Origin of the sequence: Nocardia vinacea NBRC 16497 (assembly GCF_000308835.1) — a bacterium.
In the GTDB taxonomy this organism is placed as follows: domain Bacteria; phylum Actinomycetota; class Actinomycetes; order Mycobacteriales; family Mycobacteriaceae; genus Nocardia; species Nocardia vinacea.
This window is the reverse complement of the sequence record NZ_BAGN01000042.1, coordinates 1-18,542: the sequence shown is the minus strand read 5'-3', so window position 1 is coordinate 18,542 and position 18,542 is coordinate 1. Positions and strand designations below refer to the sequence as shown.

At 65.6% G+C, this 18,542-nt stretch carries 10 protein-coding genes; 2 read left to right on the top strand and 8 right to left on the bottom strand.

What is annotated here, in order from left to right; all coding sequences use genetic code 11:
- Nucleotides 1–86: 86 nt before the first annotated feature.
- Entirely contained in the window at nucleotides 87–2,123 is a 2,037-nt protein-coding gene (locus ON44_RS04850; protein ID WP_245567011.1) for a M13 family metallopeptidase, read from the top strand.
- A gap of 172 nt (nucleotides 2,124–2,295) precedes the next feature.
- Here ON44_RS04850 and ON44_RS49945 read toward each other — a convergent pair whose 3' ends face one another.
- Complete coding sequence (locus tag ON44_RS49945) at nucleotides 2,296–2,643, bottom strand: hypothetical protein (protein WP_040686590.1); 348 nt, start codon at nucleotides 2,641–2,643, stop codon at nucleotides 2,296–2,298.
- Nucleotides 2,644–2,914: 271 nt separating this feature from the next.
- On the opposite strand from ON44_RS49945, the gene ON44_RS04840 reads away from it, so the two are divergent.
- Nucleotides 2,915–3,898, top strand: coding sequence for an ABC transporter substrate-binding protein (locus tag ON44_RS04840; protein ID WP_040686589.1), 984 nt, complete (start codon nucleotides 2,915–2,917; stop codon nucleotides 3,896–3,898).
- Between the two features lie 2 nt (nucleotides 3,899–3,900).
- On the opposite strand, the gene ON44_RS04835 is transcribed toward ON44_RS04840, so the two are convergent.
- From ON44_RS04835 to ON44_RS04805, 7 genes are all read right to left on the bottom strand, one after another.
- Nucleotides 3,901–4,965, bottom strand: coding sequence for an MAB_1171c family putative transporter (locus ON44_RS04835; protein ID WP_040686588.1), 1,065 nt, complete (start codon nucleotides 4,963–4,965; stop codon nucleotides 3,901–3,903).
- 44 nt (nucleotides 4,966–5,009) lie between these two features.
- Entirely contained in the window at nucleotides 5,010–6,779 is a 1,770-nt protein-coding gene (locus ON44_RS04830) for an MFS transporter (protein ID WP_040686587.1), read from the bottom strand.
- Nucleotides 6,780–6,864: 85 nt separating this feature from the next.
- The gene (locus ON44_RS04825; RefSeq protein ID WP_040686586.1) at nucleotides 6,865–7,629 is read right to left on the bottom strand and encodes an ABC transporter permease; all 765 of its coding nucleotides are present in this window, start codon (nucleotides 7,627–7,629) and stop codon (nucleotides 6,865–6,867) included.
- The gene (locus tag ON44_RS04820; RefSeq protein WP_040686585.1) at nucleotides 7,626–8,390 is read right to left on the bottom strand and encodes an ABC transporter permease; all 765 of its coding nucleotides are present in this window, start codon (nucleotides 8,388–8,390) and stop codon (nucleotides 7,626–7,628) included. The genes ON44_RS04825 and ON44_RS04820 overlap by 4 nt, the downstream gene beginning before the upstream one ends.
- Nucleotides 8,387–9,343, bottom strand: coding sequence for a daunorubicin resistance protein DrrA family ABC transporter ATP-binding protein (locus ON44_RS04815; protein ID WP_040686584.1), 957 nt, complete (start codon nucleotides 9,341–9,343; stop codon nucleotides 8,387–8,389). The genes ON44_RS04820 and ON44_RS04815 overlap by 4 nt, the downstream gene beginning before the upstream one ends.
- Complete coding sequence (locus tag ON44_RS04810; protein WP_040686583.1) at nucleotides 9,340–13,899, bottom strand: non-ribosomal peptide synthetase; 4,560 nt, start codon at nucleotides 13,897–13,899, stop codon at nucleotides 9,340–9,342. Before ON44_RS04810 ends, ON44_RS04815 begins: the two co-directional genes overlap by 4 nt.
- A gap of 70 nt (nucleotides 13,900–13,969) precedes the next feature.
- The coding region (locus ON44_RS04805; protein ID WP_040686582.1) for a non-ribosomal peptide synthetase at nucleotides 13,970–18,542 on the bottom strand (4,573 nt) is incomplete at its 5' end.

Genomic DNA, 18,542 nt, shown 5'->3' with positions numbered 1-18,542 from the left:
GGCAACGCCGGAGACAGGTAGCCTCGGGCCAGCACTATCGCGCCTGACGAGGATGCGGCCGGACCGCATCGGGAGAGGAAATCCTCGTGACATCAACCGGTCGTCTCGGTCAGCTGGACCGTCGTGCCTTCCTGATCGCGCTCGGGGTGGTGCCCGCGGCCGTCGCCCTGGTCTCCTGCTCGAAGAATGAGCATCCGGTGCAGCTCACCGCGGTCGATATGGGCGGTGCGGACGAGGCGATCCGGCCGCAGGACGATCTGTACCGGCATGTCAACGGCAAGTGGCTGCGGGAGTACCAGCTGCCGCCGGATAAGGCCGCGGTCGGCGCGATCAGCGATGCGAGCGATCGGACGCTGGATCAGCTGCGCGAGATCATCGAGGGCATCAAGGATCCGAGGCCGGGTTCGGAGGCGCAGCAGATTCGCGATCTCTACGATGCGCGCCTCGATGAGACCGCCTTCGAAACGCTCGGCATGACACCGTTGACCGATCTCTTCGCCAAGATCGATGGCGCGGCGACCAAACCGGATCTGGCCAAGGTGATGGCGGAGCTGCCGATCGCCGGGCTGATCGGTATCGGAGTCGGGATCGATCGCAAGGACTCCAATGCCTATATCCCCACCATCAGTCAGTCGGGCATCACGCTGAGCGAGCAGTACTATCGCAAGCCGGAATACGCCAAACAACTCGCGGGCTACAAGACCTACCTCGAGAAGATGTCCGCGGGCGCTGGGTTCGCCGATCCGGCGGGAATCGCACAGCGCATGGTCGATCTGGAGACCAAAATCGCGGCGGCGCATTGGGACAGCGTGCGCAATCGCAATACCGATGCCACCTACAACGTGATGGGCTGGCACGATCTGGTCGCGCTCGGACCGCAATTCGATTGGGATCCGTGGATGGCGGGCAATACCGATCGGCCGCGCTCGCTGTTCGACAAGATCGTGGTGGCGCAGCCATCCTTCGTGACCGCGGCCGCGCAACTGTGGGCCGATACCGATATCGCGCTGTGGCGAGAGTTCCTGCGGGTCAATGTGGTCGCGGAGTTCGCCCGATTCCTGCCCAAGGCGATCCGCGACGCCCGGTTCGATTTCGTCGGCAAGGTGCTCAGCGGACTCGAGGAGCGGCCGGAGACTTGGAAGTCCGGCGTCGGCGTCGTAGACGACAATCTCGGTGACCAGCTCGGCAAACTGTATGTGGACAAGTACTTTCCGCCGGCCGCCAAGGATCGAGCCGAGGAGATGGTGGCCGACCTCATGGCCGCCTATCGGGAGAACTTCACCAATTCGACCTGGATGTCCAAGCCGACCAGGGACGCCTCGATCGTCAAGCTGGACAAGATCGAGGCCAGGATCGGATATCCGGATAAGTGGGACGACTACTCCGCGCTGAAGATCACCCGGGGCAAGCTGATCGAATCCCTGCGCGCCGTCAATGCTTTCGAATCCAAGAAGGCGTTCAACCGGCTCGGCACTCCGGTCGACAAGTCCGAATGGGGTATGTCGCCGCAGACCGTCAATGCCTACTACTCACCAACCAGCAACCAGATCACCTTCCCCGCCGCTTATCTGCAGCCGCCGTTCTTCGACAAGGACGCGACAACCGCGGTCAATTACGGTGCGGTCGGCGCGACCATCGGTCACGAGATCGGCCACGGCTTCGACGATCAGGGCCGTAAATACGACGCCAGCGGTAACCGCAGCGACTGGTGGACGCCCGAGGACCTGGCCGCATTCGAAGCCAAGACCAAACAGCTGATCGATCAATTCGATGTGCTGGTCCCCGAGGGCCTCGATCCCAAATACCACGTCGACGGCGCACTCACCGTCGGCGAAAACCTCGCCGATCTGCGCGGACTGCAAATCGCCGTCGAGGCCTACCGCATCGCCGCCAAGCGCGACGGCATCGACCCCGACTACCAGCAGATGTTCTTCTCTTACGCACGCAGCTGGCGCGAAAAGCAGACCGAGGAATCCACCATCAGCCTGCTCCAGGACGTCCACGCCCCCAACGAATTCCGCTGCAACCAGATCGTCCGCAATATCGCCCAGTTCTACAACACCTTCGCCGTCAAGGAAGGCGACAAACTCTTCCTCCCCGAATACCAGCGCATCACCCTCTGACCCTCGAAGCAGCCCGGCCCACGCTGGGCTGCTCGGTTATCGAACCAGGTCAGCGAAACTGATCTCGCCCAGCAAGTCGTCGGATAGATGTGAATAAGCCCGGCTGCTGTCCGGGCTTATTCATACGGGAAGGGCTTCGAGGGGAATGACTTGCGCCGCCGAGTGGCTGGGGTCAGAAGGCGCTGCCGGTGGAGGGCATGGGGAAATAGCCCGGCCAGCCCGGGTAGCCGAACCAACCGCCGTAACCACCCCAGCCACCGTAACCACCCCAGCCGCCACGACCACCCCAGCCACCATTGCCCCAGCCGCCACGACCACCCCAGCCACCATGGCCCCAGCCGCCGTGGCCGTGGATGTCGTCGGCCTGATCCACCAACACAATGGCCGGGCCCTGGGTGTCGGTCGTGTCGGCGAGCGCAGGGCCCGCGACCGCGGCGATCGGGGCCAGGGCAAGGGCGGAGGTGATGGCGATACGGGCGACCATGGGGCGGACGCGTCCGGCGGAATTCTTTTGATTCATCGGAACTAACCTCAATTCGGTATGCGTCAGTCGTGCGAAGACCCGCGTGCTCACGGGTTCGACGTCGATGCCTCCCGGACGAGAGGATCATTATTGACGTCATTTAACGTACCGCTAGATAGCGGCACGTTCAATAGGTTCACTACAGATGACGCGTCAGCAACCGACAAGCCGGGGTGGTGCGGCAATCAATGTAGGTTAGGCTGACCTTTGCTGTTGCGGCTCGAAGGGAGCCGAGTCGGGGAATTCCTCGATGAAGGAGAGGGTGTCGATGGAGTCTGTACGGACGTCTCGTGGCTGGAAGCGGGCGGCGGTTGCCGTGCTGGCCGGTGCACTGACCCTGGGTATCGCCGCATGTGGGTCGTCGAGCGATGACGCGGGGTCCGGCGGTGGCGCACCCGTCACCATCAACCACGCCCGCGGCACGACAACGGTGCAGGGCACCCCGAAAAAGGTTGTCACGCTGGGGAATCAGTGGCTGGATTCGACGCTGGCGCTCGGCGTGACCCCGGTCGGCTATATCGACAATGTTGCCTCGGTCTCCAAGAGCACCCCGGCGTGGGAGCCGAAGTCGCTCGAATCGGCGAAGGCCTTGAATACCACCGGCAATATCGCCGAGCAGGTCGCGGCGCTGGAGCCGGATCTGATTCTGGTGGACGGATTCCTGGCCGACCAGAAGACCTATGACGAGCTGTCCAAGGTCGCTCCGACGCTGCCCGCACTCAGCTCAGCGTCGATCCAGCCCTGGCAGGACCTGGTGACCACGCTCGGCAAGGTACTGCACAAAGAAGACGACGCGACCCGCGTGATCGCCGATGTGGACAAGAAGGTGGAGACCATCGGCCAGGCCAATCCGGGCCTGAAGGGCAAGACCTTCGCGAGCACCTGGTTGGCCAGCCCGGCCCAGCTGATGGTGCTGACCGATCCGAACGACGGGTCCAGCAAGATCTTCACCCAGCTCGGACTGAGCATTCCGAAGAACCTCACCGATCAGCCGTCGAATCAGGGCCGGCTGGCGCTGTCCCCGGAGCGGGTCGACGAGCTCACCGCCGATCTGCTGCTCGCGGGCTACTCCCCCGGTATGGACGACAAGTACCGGCAGCTCCCCGGATACGCCGATCTGCCCGCGGTGAAGAAGGGTTCGGTGGTCTTCCTCACGGTGCAGGAGATCAGCGCCGTCAACCAGCCGACCGCGCTGTCGGTGCCCTACCTGTTGAACAAGCTGGAGCCCGCCTTCGCCAACGCGGCGAAGTAGGTTCAGCGCGCCGGAGATTCGAGGCCCGCACGCACCAGCGCGCGGGCCTTCGGCCATTCCGCGGCCAGGGCCAGCAGGTACCTGAGTTCATCGGTCCGGTCACGTAGGTCGACCGGAGTGGCGCGACCGGAGGCCGTCGCGGGCGACCCACCAGCAGCTTTGGTCTGCACGGCCTGCGCGATACACCGCGCGTATTCGCGGATATCGGTGTGCGCCTCGGTATCCGGTGCGTATGGCCGCAATTGCACCAGGGCGTCACGTATTTCGACTGTCATCCGATAAAGCCGTGACGAGGAACCACTACTCGGCCGAGCCAGCACCACCTCGGGTACGGCATCGGTGAGCGCCCGCCACAGCGGACGCAGTCGGCGACAGCAGCGTCCGGCCCGATCCAATTCCGCCCGAACCAGTACCGCATTCCACAGCGGGATTCCGATCAGGCCGGCGAGCAGGACCAATGTCGCGTATGTTCCGATCGCCCAGATCACTCCCTGTTCATCGGGTCGAGTGCCGGTGAACATCCGCACGAGCGAGACCACCGTCGCGCTCGCGGCATACCCGGCGACGATCAGCAGTGCGCCGTAGGTCAGTCGCTCCTTCGCCGTGATCCCCCCGGTGCGCAACTCCCGCACGCAGGCCCGTGTCATCAGCATGCCGGACAAGGCGGTCGGCACCGAGGTAAGCGACCAGACGGTCAGCCCCCAATCTCGCTGCGGGGCCACCACTATGCCGACCAGCACAACACCTCCGGCCAGCACGGCGATCCGGTCGTAGATGCGCTGCCGCCGCATGGCGGTTCGCGTATCCGCGCCATCGAGCAATCGTGCGAATCCGAAAACATTCGCCACCGCCAGCGCGCCGAAGATCGTGAACAGATCGAGCGCGAGATGAGCCCGACCGAGCCGACCGACGCAGATGAAGACGAGCAGACCGACCAGATCCCAGGCCAATGCGCGATTGATGAGGCGGTCGCTGAGGGTCTCGTCGACCAGGAACCACCGGCCGATGGTGATCGCCGCGACGAATCCGAGGATCACCACCACGGGCGCGACCGGCAGCGAGTTCATGGCCCAGACAGTAGAGTCCGAGCGCGGCACGCACCAGCCGTAGCTCAGCGCGCGGCGACGAGTTCGTCGGCCTCGGCGAGTTCGGCCAGTTCCTCCTCGACATACTTATCGCCCGCGAAGTACGAGGCCGCCGCGGCCAGGAACATCATCAGGGCGGCCGAGACGAACACCACGATCAGACCCGAGTGGAACGGTCCGGTGAGCAGATGCGGGAAGAACTCCTGACCGGTGAGGGTGTCCGCATTGACGCCCGGTTTGTCCAATTCGCCGCTGGGGCCGAGCAATTCCTGGATCGGGTTGTAACCGAGGAAGGCGGCGAACATGCTCGCGACGGGGGGCAGGTCGGCGAGTTGGGACGCGGCGCCCGCGGATACGCCCTGGGCGCGCAGACCACTGTCGAGTGCCGAAGGCAGGCTCGCGGCGAGGCCGACGACCATGAGCGAGAAGAAGATTCCCATCGACAGCGCATTGCCGCCGTTGAACAGGGTGCCGCGCATGCCGGAGGCCGCACCGCGCTGGGACGCGGGCACGCTCGACATGATGGCGGCGGTGTTCGGTGAGAAGAACAGTCCGCAACCGATTCCGTTGAGCAGCACGATCGTGGCGAACACCCAGTAGTTGAAGTCGACCGGGATGACGAGCAGCAGCAGGAAGGTGAGCCCGGCCAGTGTCGCGCCGCCGGTGGTGAACCGGCGCGATCCGTAGCGGTCCGACAGCCAACCCGAAACCGGTCCGGCGGCAAGGAATCCCACGGTCAGCGGCAACAGATAGATACCGGCCCACAGCGGCGTCGATTCGTAGTCGTAGCCGTGCAGCGGCAACCAGATGCCCTGCAGCCAGATGATCAGCATGAACTGCATGCCGCCGCGGCCGATCGAGACCATCAGATTGGCGAAATTGCCGAGGCCGAACGCGCGATTGCGGAACAGCGACAGATGGAACATCGGCTCGGCGACCTTGGTCTCCACCACGCAGAACGCCGCGAGCAAAGCGATGCCGCCCAGTACCGCGCCGAGCACCCAGGGGTTGGACCAGCCGGTGGGATGCCCGCCATGGGGCTGGATGCCGTAGGTGATGCCGGTGAGCAGTGCGGTCAGACCGAGGCCGAAGGTGATGGTGCCCGCCCAGTCGACCTTGCCCTTGGTGCGCATGCCCACCTCGTGCAGCGAGCGATAGGACCAGACCGAACCGATCACGGCGATCGGCACACTGACCCAGAACACCGCGCGCCAATCCCATTCCGAGAGCACGCCGCCGATGATCAGTCCGAGGAAGGAGCCCGCGACCGCGGCGACCATATTGATGCCGAGTGCGGTACCACGCTGTTTGGCCGGGAAGGCATCGGTGAGAATGGCCGTCGAATTGGCCGTCAGCATGGCGCCGCCGATGCCCTGCAGCACACGCCAGACGATGATCCACATCGCGCCCGAACCACCCTGGAACGGATCGAATGACAGCGCGACCGAGGTCACCGCGAAGACCGCGAACCCCAGGTTGTAGATACGGACGCGGCCGAAGATATCGCCGAGCCGTCCGAACATCACCACCAGCACCGCGGTGACGAGCAGATAGCCCATCAACATCCACAGCAGATAGCCGACATTGCCCGCTTCCAGCGGATTCAGTCCGATACCTCGGAAGATCGCGGGCAGCGAGATCAGCACGATCGACGCATTGACCGCGCTGAGCAGCACACCAATGGTGGTGTTGGTCAGGACGATCCATTTGTAGTGCGGGTGATCCCGGTCGTAGCGCAGGCGGCGGCGAATGGTCTGGACATCACCCAGATCGAGATCGGCGGATGGAATCGTCACGGCAGCCCCTTGCTGATTGTTACCTCAGGAAACTATATAGTTAGCCGATGTAACTATCAAACCGGGGCCCCACTCAGTGGACCGCTCAGCCCTCCGCGGCCTTGCGGTAACCGCGTACCGCGAAAGCGCCGAAGACCAGCGCGAGCCCAACGGACCAGGCGATGGTCTGCAGCAGCGGAGTGGCGATGGGGCCGCCGATCGTGCAGCCGCGCATTGCCTCGATGGCGCAGCTCATCGGCTGGACGCGCACCACCGGCTGCAACCAACCCGGGTAGTTCTCCACGGGTACGAATCCGGAATTGAAGAACATCCCGAGCAGCACGAGTGCCGAGAACAATTGCACGACCTTGTCGCCCGCTTTGCTGACGCCGACCGTGATCACCATGGTGGCGAAGCCGGGAATCAGGAGCACCGGAACCGCGAGCGCACCGAGCACACCCGACCAGCCCTGCTCGAAGCGCAATCCGAGCACGACGCCGAGGGCGACCACGATGATCGTCGCTATCAACGTGCGTCCGCATTCGGCGAGCAGTCGGCCGATCAGTCCGGCCGCACGGTGCACCGGCAGCACCCAAATACGCCGCAGCAGACCGCTTTCCCGTTCCGCGTAGAGCGAAAGGCCGGTCCCCATGGCACCGTACATCGCGCCGGTGACCGCGATCATCGGGACGAAACCGTAGATGGCGTCCACGCCGGAGGATGCGCTGAGGAATTTGTGGAGCACCAATTGGTACATCAACAGCAGCAGTACCGGCAGGATCAACGTCGAGGTCAGCACCTCCTGTTCGCGCGGCCAGCGTCGCAGCAGTCGGCCCGTTTCGACGAAGCTCTGATCGATCAGTTTTTTCACGGCCGCCGCCTTTCCACCCAGACCGAGATCGCGGTGAAGGCCACGATCAAGCCGAGAATCCAGGCCGCCGCAACGGCGACGGCCGAGGTGTATTCGCCATTGGCGAGATCACGCAGGGCAGCGGCGGCTTGTGATACCGGCTGATTGCGGACGAAGGGCTGGATCCACCCCGGAAAGCCTTCGGCCGGAACGAAACCCGTGGACATCATGATGAGCAGCAGTTGCGGTGCCAGCAGTGCGGACGCGCCGACTTCCGGCTCACCCGTGGCGACGCCGAGTGTGTCGGCACCGATGACCAGTGCCACGGCGAAGGCCAGTGACAATGCGATGAAGACGAGGGCCGCTGCCCCACTGTGGAATCGGAATCCGAAGGCCGTGCCGATGACCAGCGCTCCAGCGAGTCCGGCCAGCGCGCGAACCAGATTCGCGGACATCCGGGCGGCCAGCGGTACCCACGATTTGACCGGCATGGACCGCATGCGAGTTCCCATGCCGCTGAAAGTGTCTCGGGCGGCGCGGTCGGCCGCCGACATGGCGGTGAAGAACATGCCCTGCAGCACGATCACCGGCAGCAGGTACTGGGCGTAGTCCGCACCGGTCTGCTCCATCGACTTGCGCAGCGGGACATAGAAACAGACGAAGAAGATCATCGGCGCGACGAAACCGAAGGGCAGATCCCCCTCGCGCACCGCCGCGCGCACGGTGCGACCGCTCAGCGCGGTCCACTGCATTCCGGCGGGAATTGTGACTGATTCGGTCATGCTGTCACCAACCCCGGTTCGTCGGTGGTGAGCTTGATGAACACCTCGTCGAGTGACGGTCTGCGCAGCGCGATGTCGATGAGTTCGATACCGGCCTCGGTAATGCGGCGCAGCGCCTCGGCCAGCGTGGCGGCACCGTCGGGAGCGGGCAGCGACACTCGGTCCTCGGATTCGGCGACGGTGACCGCGCCGAGTCCGTCCAGCGCGGTGACCACGGCGGGCACGTCACCCGCGTCGACCGGAACGACCTCGCAGTAGCTCGAACCCGAGCGGGCCTTGAGTTCGTCCGCGGTGCCCTCGGCGATGACGCGGCCCTTGTCGATGACGATGATGTTGTCGCTCAACGCATCCGCCTCCTCGAGGTACTGCGTGGTGAGCAGGATCGTCACGCCCTGTTTCTTGAGCGAGCGCACCAGCGACCAAACACCCTGTCTGCTCACCGGATCCAGGCCGGTGGTGGGTTCGTCGAGGAAGACGACCTTGGGCGGGCGCACCAGTCCGCAGGCGATATCGATGCGTCTGCGCATACCGCCGGAGTAGCCGCCGACGCGGCGATCGGCCGCCTCGGTGAGATCGAACTGTTCGAGCAGTTCGGTGGCGCGGACCTTGGCCTGTTTCGGACGCAGACCCATCAGGCGGCCGAACAGGACGAGGTTCTCCCGGCCGGTCAGCACCTCGTCGAGCGCCGCATACTGGCCGGTGAGCATGATGGATGCCCGCACGTCCGCGGCCTCGCGCACGACGTCGTACCCCGCGACCAGGGCACGGCCCGCATCGGGCTTGGTCAGCGTGGACAGGATGGAGACCGTGGTGGTCTTGCCCGCGCCGTTCGGGCCGAGTACGCCAAGCACACTCCCGGCCGGCGCCGAGAAGGTCAGGCCGCGCACGGCGTGGACGTCGCCGAAGGACTTGCGGACGTCCTCGACCACGATGGCGTTTTCGATCGCGTTCATCGTTCTCCCGGAGTTGCGCTTGGTATGGCGGCGGCGACTGCGGTGATGCAGCGCTGCCAGATGGTGGCGAAACGGTCGATCTCGGTGGTGTCGAAAAGTGCGTCGCTCCAGCGGAACAGGGTGGCCAGCTGGGGTCCGTCTGCGCCGGGGTAGACGGCGACGACCAGGTCGAGTGCGTAGCGCAGCGGCATATCCGGTTCGGGGGCGACCGGAAGCCGTTGGTGCAGCGTGAGGTCGGTGATCGGGGCCCATGGACCCGATGCGCCTGCGGTGAGGTCCATGCGGCCCAGGTAGTCGAGCATTACCTGCGGATCCGGGTGCGGCTCGGTATCGCCGTAGCGGAGCAAGCCGTAGTCCAATCCCTTATTCGGGACGCTGTCCAGCTGGGCGGCAACAGCTTTCAGCAAACCCGCGGCCTCGGCCGAATCGGACTCGGCGCGGGTGACGTCGAGTGTCGAGCCCGTGCCGACGCGCAATGGGTACACGGTGGTGAACCAGCCGACCGTGCGTGAAGTGTCGACGTTGCCGACGGTGGCATCCTCGCGACCGTGGCCCTCGAGGGCGACCAGTGCGCCGGTGGAGCCGTCCTGGTCGCGTTCGGCTCGCCAGGTGGTCAGCGCGATTGTCAGTGCGGTGAGCAGCAATTCGTGCATGCCGAGACCGCTGCCGAGCCCGTCGAGGATCCGGCGGGTGGTGTCGGTCGGCATGAACGACGGCGTGAGGCGGTAGGAGGACCAGGTGTCGCGGGTCGGATCCGGACGGCGCAGGCCGAGTTCCGGATCGAGGCCGGTCAGTTGGTCGGTCCAGAAGTCGCGTTGGGCTGATACTTCCGATGCAGTGCGGCGCTTGTCGAGTAGTTCCGCCCAGCCGCGGTATCCAGTGAATTCTGATGCGACAGTGGCGGTTCGCCCTTGCGTGACTTGCGACCAGGCGTCGGCCAGATCCGCGAGGATGATGTGCCAGGAGACGGGATCCACCGCGAGGTGGTGGATCGACAGCAGCAGCACATCGGGGCCCGCGAAGCGGACGGCCTGAATCATGGTGCCGGTCTTCGGATCGATGCGATCGATCGCCGCTCGCACATGTTCCTCGAGTACGGTGCCGAAGTCGTCGGATACCCGGACCTCGTGCAGGATATCGGCGGCGCGCACGCTGCCCGGCGCTCTGGTTTCGAACCTGTTTTCGGCCGTCGACAGCTGGCCGCGCAGCATGTCGTGACCGTCGAGTAGTGCCTGTAGCACCGCTTCCAGCTGCGCCCGATCCACCTCGGCGGGCAGCGATACCAGCGTCGAGAGTGCGAGCCTGCGGAAGCCGCCGTACTCGTACATCCAGGACATGATCGGCGTCGGGAGTACCTCGCCGATCTCGGCGGGGCTGTTCTCCTGTTGTGCCGCACGGGAATCGATGGCGGCCGCCAGATCGCGGACGGTGGGGTTGGTCATGACCATGGCGGGACTGACCGAGAGTCCCGCGCGTCGCACCGCGTTCACCAGGGAGATAGCGACAATGCTGTCCATGCCGAGTTCGATGAAGTCTTCATCGATGCCGGGTGTGGAACCACCCAGTGCCTCGGCGAGCGCGCGGCAGAGGGTCCGCTCGGTATCGGTGCTCGGCAGGGTGCGCTGGGCGGAGCCCTGTAGGGCCGCCAACGCCAGCGCGTTCAGCGCTCGGACATCGAGCTTGCCGTTGGGGGTGACCGGCAGCTCGGGCAGCGCAATGACCCGCGCCGGAACCATATACGCAGGCAGGCGCTCCGCGAGACGAGCACGCAAGGTGGCCGAATCAGCACTGACCGCGAAGGCGACCAGACTCGGGCCGCTCGGCCGCTGTACAACCAACACCGCGCCCGCACGAACCTGCGGCAGCTGCAGCAAAGCCGTTTCGATATCGCCGATTTCGATTCGGTAGCCGCGAATCTTGACCTGGTCGTCGGCTCGGCCGAGATAGGCGAGATCGCCATTCGGCAACTGCCGCACCAGATCACCTGTGCGATACATGCGAGCGCCGAGCCGGAAGGGGTCGGCGATAAAGCGATCCGCGGTGACGGCGGGCTTACCGATATAGCCGCGTGCCACCTGAGCGCCGGACAAGTACAGCTCACCGACAACACCGCGCGGCACCGGCCGCAGCATGGCATCGAAGACATAGGCGGACATGCGATCCACCGGTCCGCCGATGGTGGGCTGGACATTCCCCGGCTCGTTGCGACCGGTATTCACCGTCGCGACCACCGCCTCGACCGTGGTCTCGGTGGGGCCGTAACAGTTGTAGACCGCGGTGCCCGGCAGCGCGCGCAGTTGCTCCCACATGGGCGCACCGATGGCCTCGCCGCCGAGGGCGAGCACGGTCAGTCGCTCACCGTCCACCAGTCCGGCGGCCGAGAGCTGGGTGAACATGGACGGCGAGGTGTCGATCATGTCGATCTGGTGCCGGACGATGCCGTCGACGAGGCCTTGCGCATCGCGCATTTCGGTCTCGTCGAACAGGTGGACGGCGTGGCCGTCGAACAGGCCGATCATCGGCTGCCAGGAGGCGTCGAAGCTCAGCGACCAGGCGTGCGCTATGCGCAGTCGGCGGCCGAGCCGGGCCACCGCCGGGCGGTAGACGCGGTCGCGATGGTCGGTGAAGTAGCTGGTCAGAGCGGCGTGGGTGCCGATGACGCCCTTCGGTTCGCCGGTCGAACCGGAGGTGAAGATGAGGTAGGCGGCGGCGTGTGGGGGGACCGGACGGTAGGGCCGGATGGGGTGGTTTGCGATTCGCTCCGCGGCGGCGGGATCGTCGAGTACCAGGACCGGGTGGGTGGTCTCGCCGAGCAGGTTTACGGACTCCCCAACCGTCAGAATGAGTTTCGGATCCGCTTGGCGCAGTATCGATTCGATGCGCGCGGCGGGTGCCGAGATGTCCACCGGCACATAGGCTCCGCCTGCTTCCGATACGGCGAGAATGGCGATGATAGACCGGGCCGATCGCGGTAATGCGAGGGCGACCACGGTTTCCGGGCCGATACCGTTGTTGATCAGCTCATTCGCCAGTTGCCCTGCGGCTGCTCGCAATTCACCGTAGGTGTAGCGATCCGAACCGGTGCTCAGTGCGATCGCATCGGGGGTGTCGGCGACCTGGTTCAGGAAGAGCTCGTAAGCCGTGCCATTCGCGCAGACCTGCTTCTCGGCGACGACGACTTTCTCATCGGCCAGCAGCAGATCCAGTGCATCGGGGCTCGAATCGCCATGAGCGGGCAGCTGACGCAGCACGGACAGGATCCGCGCACCGATTTCGGCGACCGGAAAGTGCGGTAGCGCTTCGGCGATCGCCTCGAGCATCACGACGAGAGTGCCGTCGTTCAGATGAGACACCACCGAAAGCGGGTAGTGCACCAGACTTTCCATCGCCACCGGCAGGAATCGGGTACCGCTCGCGGTGACGATCGGATCGGTGGCCGCGCCGATGGGCGCGTTCTCGAAGACGAATAGCACGTCGAACAGCGCACCGTGCCCGGCCGCGCGCTGAATGGTCGACAGGCTCACATATCCCGCATCCCGCATAGCCGCCGATTCACGCTGCAACTGTGCACATTGCTGGGCGACGGTTCTGGTTCGGTCGATAAGGACGCGCGCGGGCACCGTATTGATGAACAGCCCGATCATTGTTTCGACACCGGGCAGCGCATCCGGACGGCCGGAAATGGTGGTGCCGAAGACGACATCGCGTCGATCGGTTAGCCTGCCGAGTACGACGGCCCAGGCGAATTGGACGACCGTGCTCATGGTCAGGCCGTTCGCCCGTGCCCATTGCACCAGCCGCGTGGTTTCGGCATTGTCCAAGCTGAATCGGCTGCGGCGCGGAATCGCCGCGCCGACTTCGGCTGCCGTACCGGCGGCCAGCATGAGCGGACCGCTCAGCGGCGCGAGGTATTCGGTCCAGCTGCGGGTGATGGCGTCGGTGTCCTGCGCGGCGAGCCAGCCGATGTAATCGCGGTACGGCCGCGCCGGTGGCAGCGAATCCGCCTGTCCCCCGGCCTCGTACACCGCGATCAGCTCGCGGAAGAACACCGCGACCGCCCAGCCGTCCATGAGGATGTGATGCGCGGTCACGATCATCCTGCGCCTACCCACCCCGCCGACTCCGCAAGCTCCGTCGGCTGCCATCCCCCTGTGCCGCTCGTCGAGCAGCGTGACCAGCGTGATCCGCAGCGCCGGTCCGCGCGACAGATCGAACCGCTGCTGCCGGTCGGCCTCGGCGATGGCATCGAATTCCGCGGGTAGCGCGGAGATTTCGAACCAGGGCAGATCCACCCAGGTCGGCACGATCTGCACCGGCTTGGGTAGATCCTTATCCCAGAACGCGGCCCGCAGATTGGCGTGCCGCTCCAGCATCGCCTCGGCGCTGCGGCGCAGCATCGGCACGTCGATCGGACCGCCGATATCGATGACGAACTGCATCGTGTACAGATCGACCCCGTCGGCGGCCAACCGCGCCAACGAGAACAGCCCCTCCTGTAGTGGGCTGAGCGCGAGCACATCCTCGATTTCGGCCGGGACGCTCCGGTCCACAGTCATCGCAACGCCTTTCGGCCCACAGTCATCGCATCGCCGCTCGTCGGGCCCGCCGCTCGGAAGAAATCGCCCCTCATTGCGACTGCTTCCATGCCGCACCCAATGCGGCCAGCGCGTCCGAGCCGAGGCCGGATACGCTCATCGCGGCGTGCTGGTGGTTGTCGGTCGGCTCCTCGGGCTCGGCCTGCACTCCACCGGTACCGAAGGTGTCGCCGATGGTCGTGGTCACCCCGGCTGCTACCGCTTCGTCTACCGCGGCCGCGAGTTCGGCGATGGTGAGGTGCTCGAATACGAGCTGCGGGGACAGCGGGAGGCCGAGCTCATTGGCGCGGGCCGACCACTGGATGGAGATCACGCTGTCGCCGCCGAGTGCGAAGAAGCCGTCATCGGCGGTGACATCCTCGATCTCGAGCAGTTCCTCGAGGATCGCAATGAGCTGCCGTTCGGTCTCGGTGTGCTCGGCATCGGAAGATGCTTTGCCCGTGCTGGTTTCACCGGCACTATCGGTCCGGAACACGAGTCGCCCTGCGGTATCCCAGCGCGCCCGCTGCTCCGTGCGGAACAACCGGGCTCCCGGCAGATATGGGTCATCGATGAACGCGTTTGCCGAATCCTCGACGTATCCCTCGGCAAGCCCGGCACCACCGACGTACACATCGCCGTCAACGCCGGGCGCGACCGGTCGCAGGGCTTCATCCAGCACCAACACCCGGGCCCCCGGAATGGGTCGCGCACGTCCGCTGCCATCGACCGCACCGCGGGCCACCGCACCCACGTACTCCGGAATCCGGAAGTCGAAGGTGGCGACCGAACCGGCCGCGAGCGCGGGCAGCAGATCGGGAAGCGCTGCGGGCCAATCGGTTCCGACGACCTCCCAGCTGCGCACCGACGGCAGCATGGAGACGCCGGTCTGCACGAACCGCGACAGCGTTACCGGCTCGGCAACCACATGGGTGACCGAATGCGCACCGATCAGCTCGACGAGCGCGACCGGATCTTCACGTTGCTGTTCGGTGGTGAGGATCAGCGTCGCCCCATCGGCGAGCGCGGCCGGCAACTCGACTTCGATCTCGGATCCGGTCCAGGGTGCGGCGACGAGTCGCACATCCGCCGAACCCGTTGCCCGGTCCAGTGATTCGCTGCGGCGATCGGCGGCAATGGCGCGTCGATCGGCCACCGCGGCCGCCAGCGCCTCCCGGTCGAGCACAACCTGCGAAACCGCAATGGTCCCGCCGGTATTCACTGCCGCATCCAGTGCGGCAAGCCGGTGCACCAACCCGGCCGCCGAAGCGCCATCGGGCACCTGCGCCGCTGCCCCTCGATCGAGTTGCTCGAACAGCTGGCCGTAGGTGAGCGTCTCGGCACCGCAGCGCAGCGCGATCCTATCGGCAGGCACCCCGCGGCCACGCCGGATCAACTCGGCAATGCCCGGCAGCCAAGAGAGCTCCACACCGGTGGCCCATTCACCGAGGACCCGTTGCCGCTCGGCGGCAGGCATGATGTCGAGCTCACCGACCGTGCTGTCGGGTGCTTCGGCGAAGGCCGTCAGTACGCGAAGCATGCGCTGCGCGAACAACTCTCCGGTCGCAGGCTCGTACAGATCGGTATTGACGATGACGCTGGCATCGAAGCCGCCGTCGGGTCCCGCGAAGAAATTGATGCTGAGGTCCAGCAGCGAGGTGTCGAAATCCAACGGCAATACCGTCAGCGCGGTGTGCGCGTCCAAACCCTGACCCGCGCCGTCCCAGTTCTCCTCGCGGAAGTGCATCATGGCCTGGAACACCGGGTTCCTGGACCGGGACCGCGCCGGATTCAGCGCGTCGACCAGGCGTTCCATCGGAATGTCCTGATTGCTGTACGCGCCGAGCGCGGTATCGCGGGAGCGCTCCAGCACGGTCCGCAGCGTCGGATCGCCGGAAAGGTCATTGCGCAGCACCACCATATTGGCGAGCAGTCCGACCAATTCGGCGGCGGCCTGATCGACCCGGCCCGCGATCGGCGTGCCGAGCGGAATATCCACACCCGCACCGAGTTTGTGCAGCAGAGTCGCGACCGCGGCCTGGTAGAGCATGAACTCGCTGCTTCCGCTCGCCTCGGCGAGGGCCCCGAGCTTGCCGCGCAATTCGGCGGGCACCGCGAACGGCACCACATGTCCCTTCTTGCCGAGAACGCCGGGGCGCGGGCGGTCCAGGGCAACATTGATCTCGTCCGGCAGACCCGCGAGTGCGTCGCGCCAGTAATCCACCTGCGTGCCGAGTGTTTCGACCACCTCGCGCTGCCACAGCGCATAGTCGGCGTACTGCACGTCCAGGGGCGTCCAGTCCGGATCAGCGCCTGCGGTGCGCGCACGGTAGGCGGTGGCGAGGTCGTCCAGAATCGTTCGGAACGACCAGTGATCCGCCACCAGATGGTGTACGAGCAGCGACAGTACGTGGGTCTTGTCGTCCAGCACGAAGATTCGCGGTCGAATCAGCAGCTCGGTGGCAACGGCGAAGCAATGCCCGCCGGCCGCGGCGAGTTCCGCACGCAGCTTCTCCGGATCGTCCAGCTCGGTTACCGGCACATCGATCGGGCCGGCGGGCAGCACCAATTGATATGGCACGCCACCGTTCTCGGGGAAGACGGTGCGCAGCACCTCGTGCCGGGCAACGACATCGCCGAGTGCGGCAGTCAGCGCGTCGAGATCCAGCGGACCGTCCACCCGCACCGCGAATGGAATATTGCCGATCGCGCTCGGCCCCTCCAGCTTGCGCTGGAACCACAGCGCGAGCTGCGAGTAGGACAGCGGAATATGCTCGGGCCGTTTCCGTTTCAGCAACGCGGGCACGGCAGCGCAAGCCTGTGCCGGCGTGGCTTCGATGAGCGCGGCAAGTCCAGCGACGGTCGGGGTATCGAACGGTGCCCGCACATCGATCTCGACGCCGAATTCGGTGCGAATCCGCACGACCAGGCGGGTGGCCAGCAGCGAATGCCCGCCGAGTTCGAAGAAGGAGTCGTCCGCGCCGATCTGCTCGCGGCCGAAGATCTGCGCGAACAGGTCCGCGAGCCGGATCTCGGTGGCGGTGCTCGGCTCCCGGTATCGGTGCGTAGTGGCGCGTTCCGGATCCGGTAGCGCGCGACGGTCGAGTTTGCCGTGCACCGTCAACGGGATCTCGTCGATAACCGCGAAGGCGCTGGGCACCATGTACTCCGGCAGCGTCGCCGCGGCGTGCCTGCGCACCTCGTCGATATCGAGGGTCGATTCCGAAAGGCCATTGGCCGGAACCACATACGCGGCCAGCATCGCACCGACGGCCGCATCCTCGACCGCGATGACGACACAGTGGCCGACACCCGGATAGGACGCGATGGCCGCCTCGACCTCGCCGAGTTCGATCCGGAAACCTCGCACCTTGACCTGCTCGTCGGCCCGGCCGACGAATTCGATCTCGCCATTGGCATTGCGGCGCGCGAGATCGCCGGTCCGATACAGCCGAGCGCCCGGCGCGAATGGATCGGCGACGAACCGCTCTGCCGTCAGCCCGCGCCGATTCAGGTAGCCGCGCGCCAATTGCGCTCCGCCCAAATAGATCTCACCGACCACACCCGATGGCACCAGCTGCAGCGCCTGGTCGAGCAGATACACAGTGACGTTCTGATTCGGCACTCCGATCGGCACGATCCGCGTGCCCTGCGGGCCTTCCACATTCATATGCGTCGCACACACCACTGCCTCGGTCGGACCGTAGTGATTGCGCAGTTCGGCATCGAAGACGCCGGCGAACTTATCGGCCACCTCACCGGGCAGCGCCTCACCGCCCACCGGAACATGCCGCAGCGCCCGCCATTCGCTCACCTCCGGCAGCAACAGGAAGGTGCTCAACATCGACGGCACCATATGCAGCACGGTGACCCCGCAGCGGGTGATCAACTCGGCGACATACGGAATGTCGCGGAAGGCATCGGGCTTCGGGATGACCAGCCGGGCGCCGAGCGTCAGCGTCACGAAGATATCGAGCAGGGAGGCGTCGAAGCTCACCGAGGAGGACTGCAGCAGCCGGTCTTCGGCGGTCATACTCCATTCCGCGACGAAACCCGCGAGATGTTCGGCGATCGCGGCATGGGATACCGGGACGCCCTTGGGCTTTCCGGTGGACCCGGAGGTGTAGATGACGTACGCCAGATGGCCGGGCAGCAGCGGCCGCACCCGGTCCGTGTCGACAGGATCGGTGTCCGGAAGCTCGGCGGCCGCGGATTCGGCGGCATCCAGTTCGACCCGCCCGAGCACCAGCCGGGGCGCGGCATCCTCGACCAAGTAGTCGATGCGGTCGTCCGGGTAGGCCGGATCGATGGGTAGGTAGGCCGCACCGGATTTGAGCACGCCCAGCACCGCGACGACGAACTCCACCGAATTCGACAGCCGCAACCCGACGATGTCTTCGGTCCCGAGTCCGCACCCGATCAGCCAGTGCGCCAGGCGATTGGCGCGACGATTCAGTTCGGCATAGCTGAGTTCGGTGTCGGCGTTGCCACGTTCCGCGGGGGCGACGATAGCGAGCGCGTCGGGCGTTGCGGCGACCTGGTTTTCGAAGATCGCGACCATGGTGGTCGGTTCATCCTCGACGATCGGGCCGTGCGACAGTGCGAGGATCGCGGCACGATCGGCC

What these genes read in the sequence shown, in the direction of transcription:
- ON44_RS49945 (WP_040686590.1), bottom strand. Translation starts at nt 2,643, where the DNA reads ATGAATCAAAAGAATTCCGCCGGACGCGTCCGCCCCATGGTCGCCCGT.
- ON44_RS04840 (WP_040686589.1), top strand. Translation starts at nt 2,915, where the DNA reads ATGGAGTCTGTACGGACGTCTCGTGGCTGGAAGCGGGCGGCGGTTGCC.
- ON44_RS04835 (WP_040686588.1), bottom strand. Translation starts at nt 4,965, where the DNA reads ATGAACTCGCTGCCGGTCGCGCCCGTGGTGGTGATCCTCGGATTCGTC.
- ON44_RS04820 (WP_040686585.1), bottom strand. Translation starts at nt 8,390, where the DNA reads ATGACCGAATCAGTCACAATTCCCGCCGGAATGCAGTGGACCGCGCTG.
- ON44_RS04815 (WP_040686584.1), bottom strand. Translation starts at nt 9,343, where the DNA reads ATGAACGCGATCGAAAACGCCATCGTGGTCGAGGACGTCCGCAAGTCC.
- ON44_RS04810 (WP_040686583.1), bottom strand. Translation starts at nt 13,899, where the DNA reads ATGACTGTGGACCGGAGCGTCCCGGCCGAAATCGAGGATGTGCTCGCG.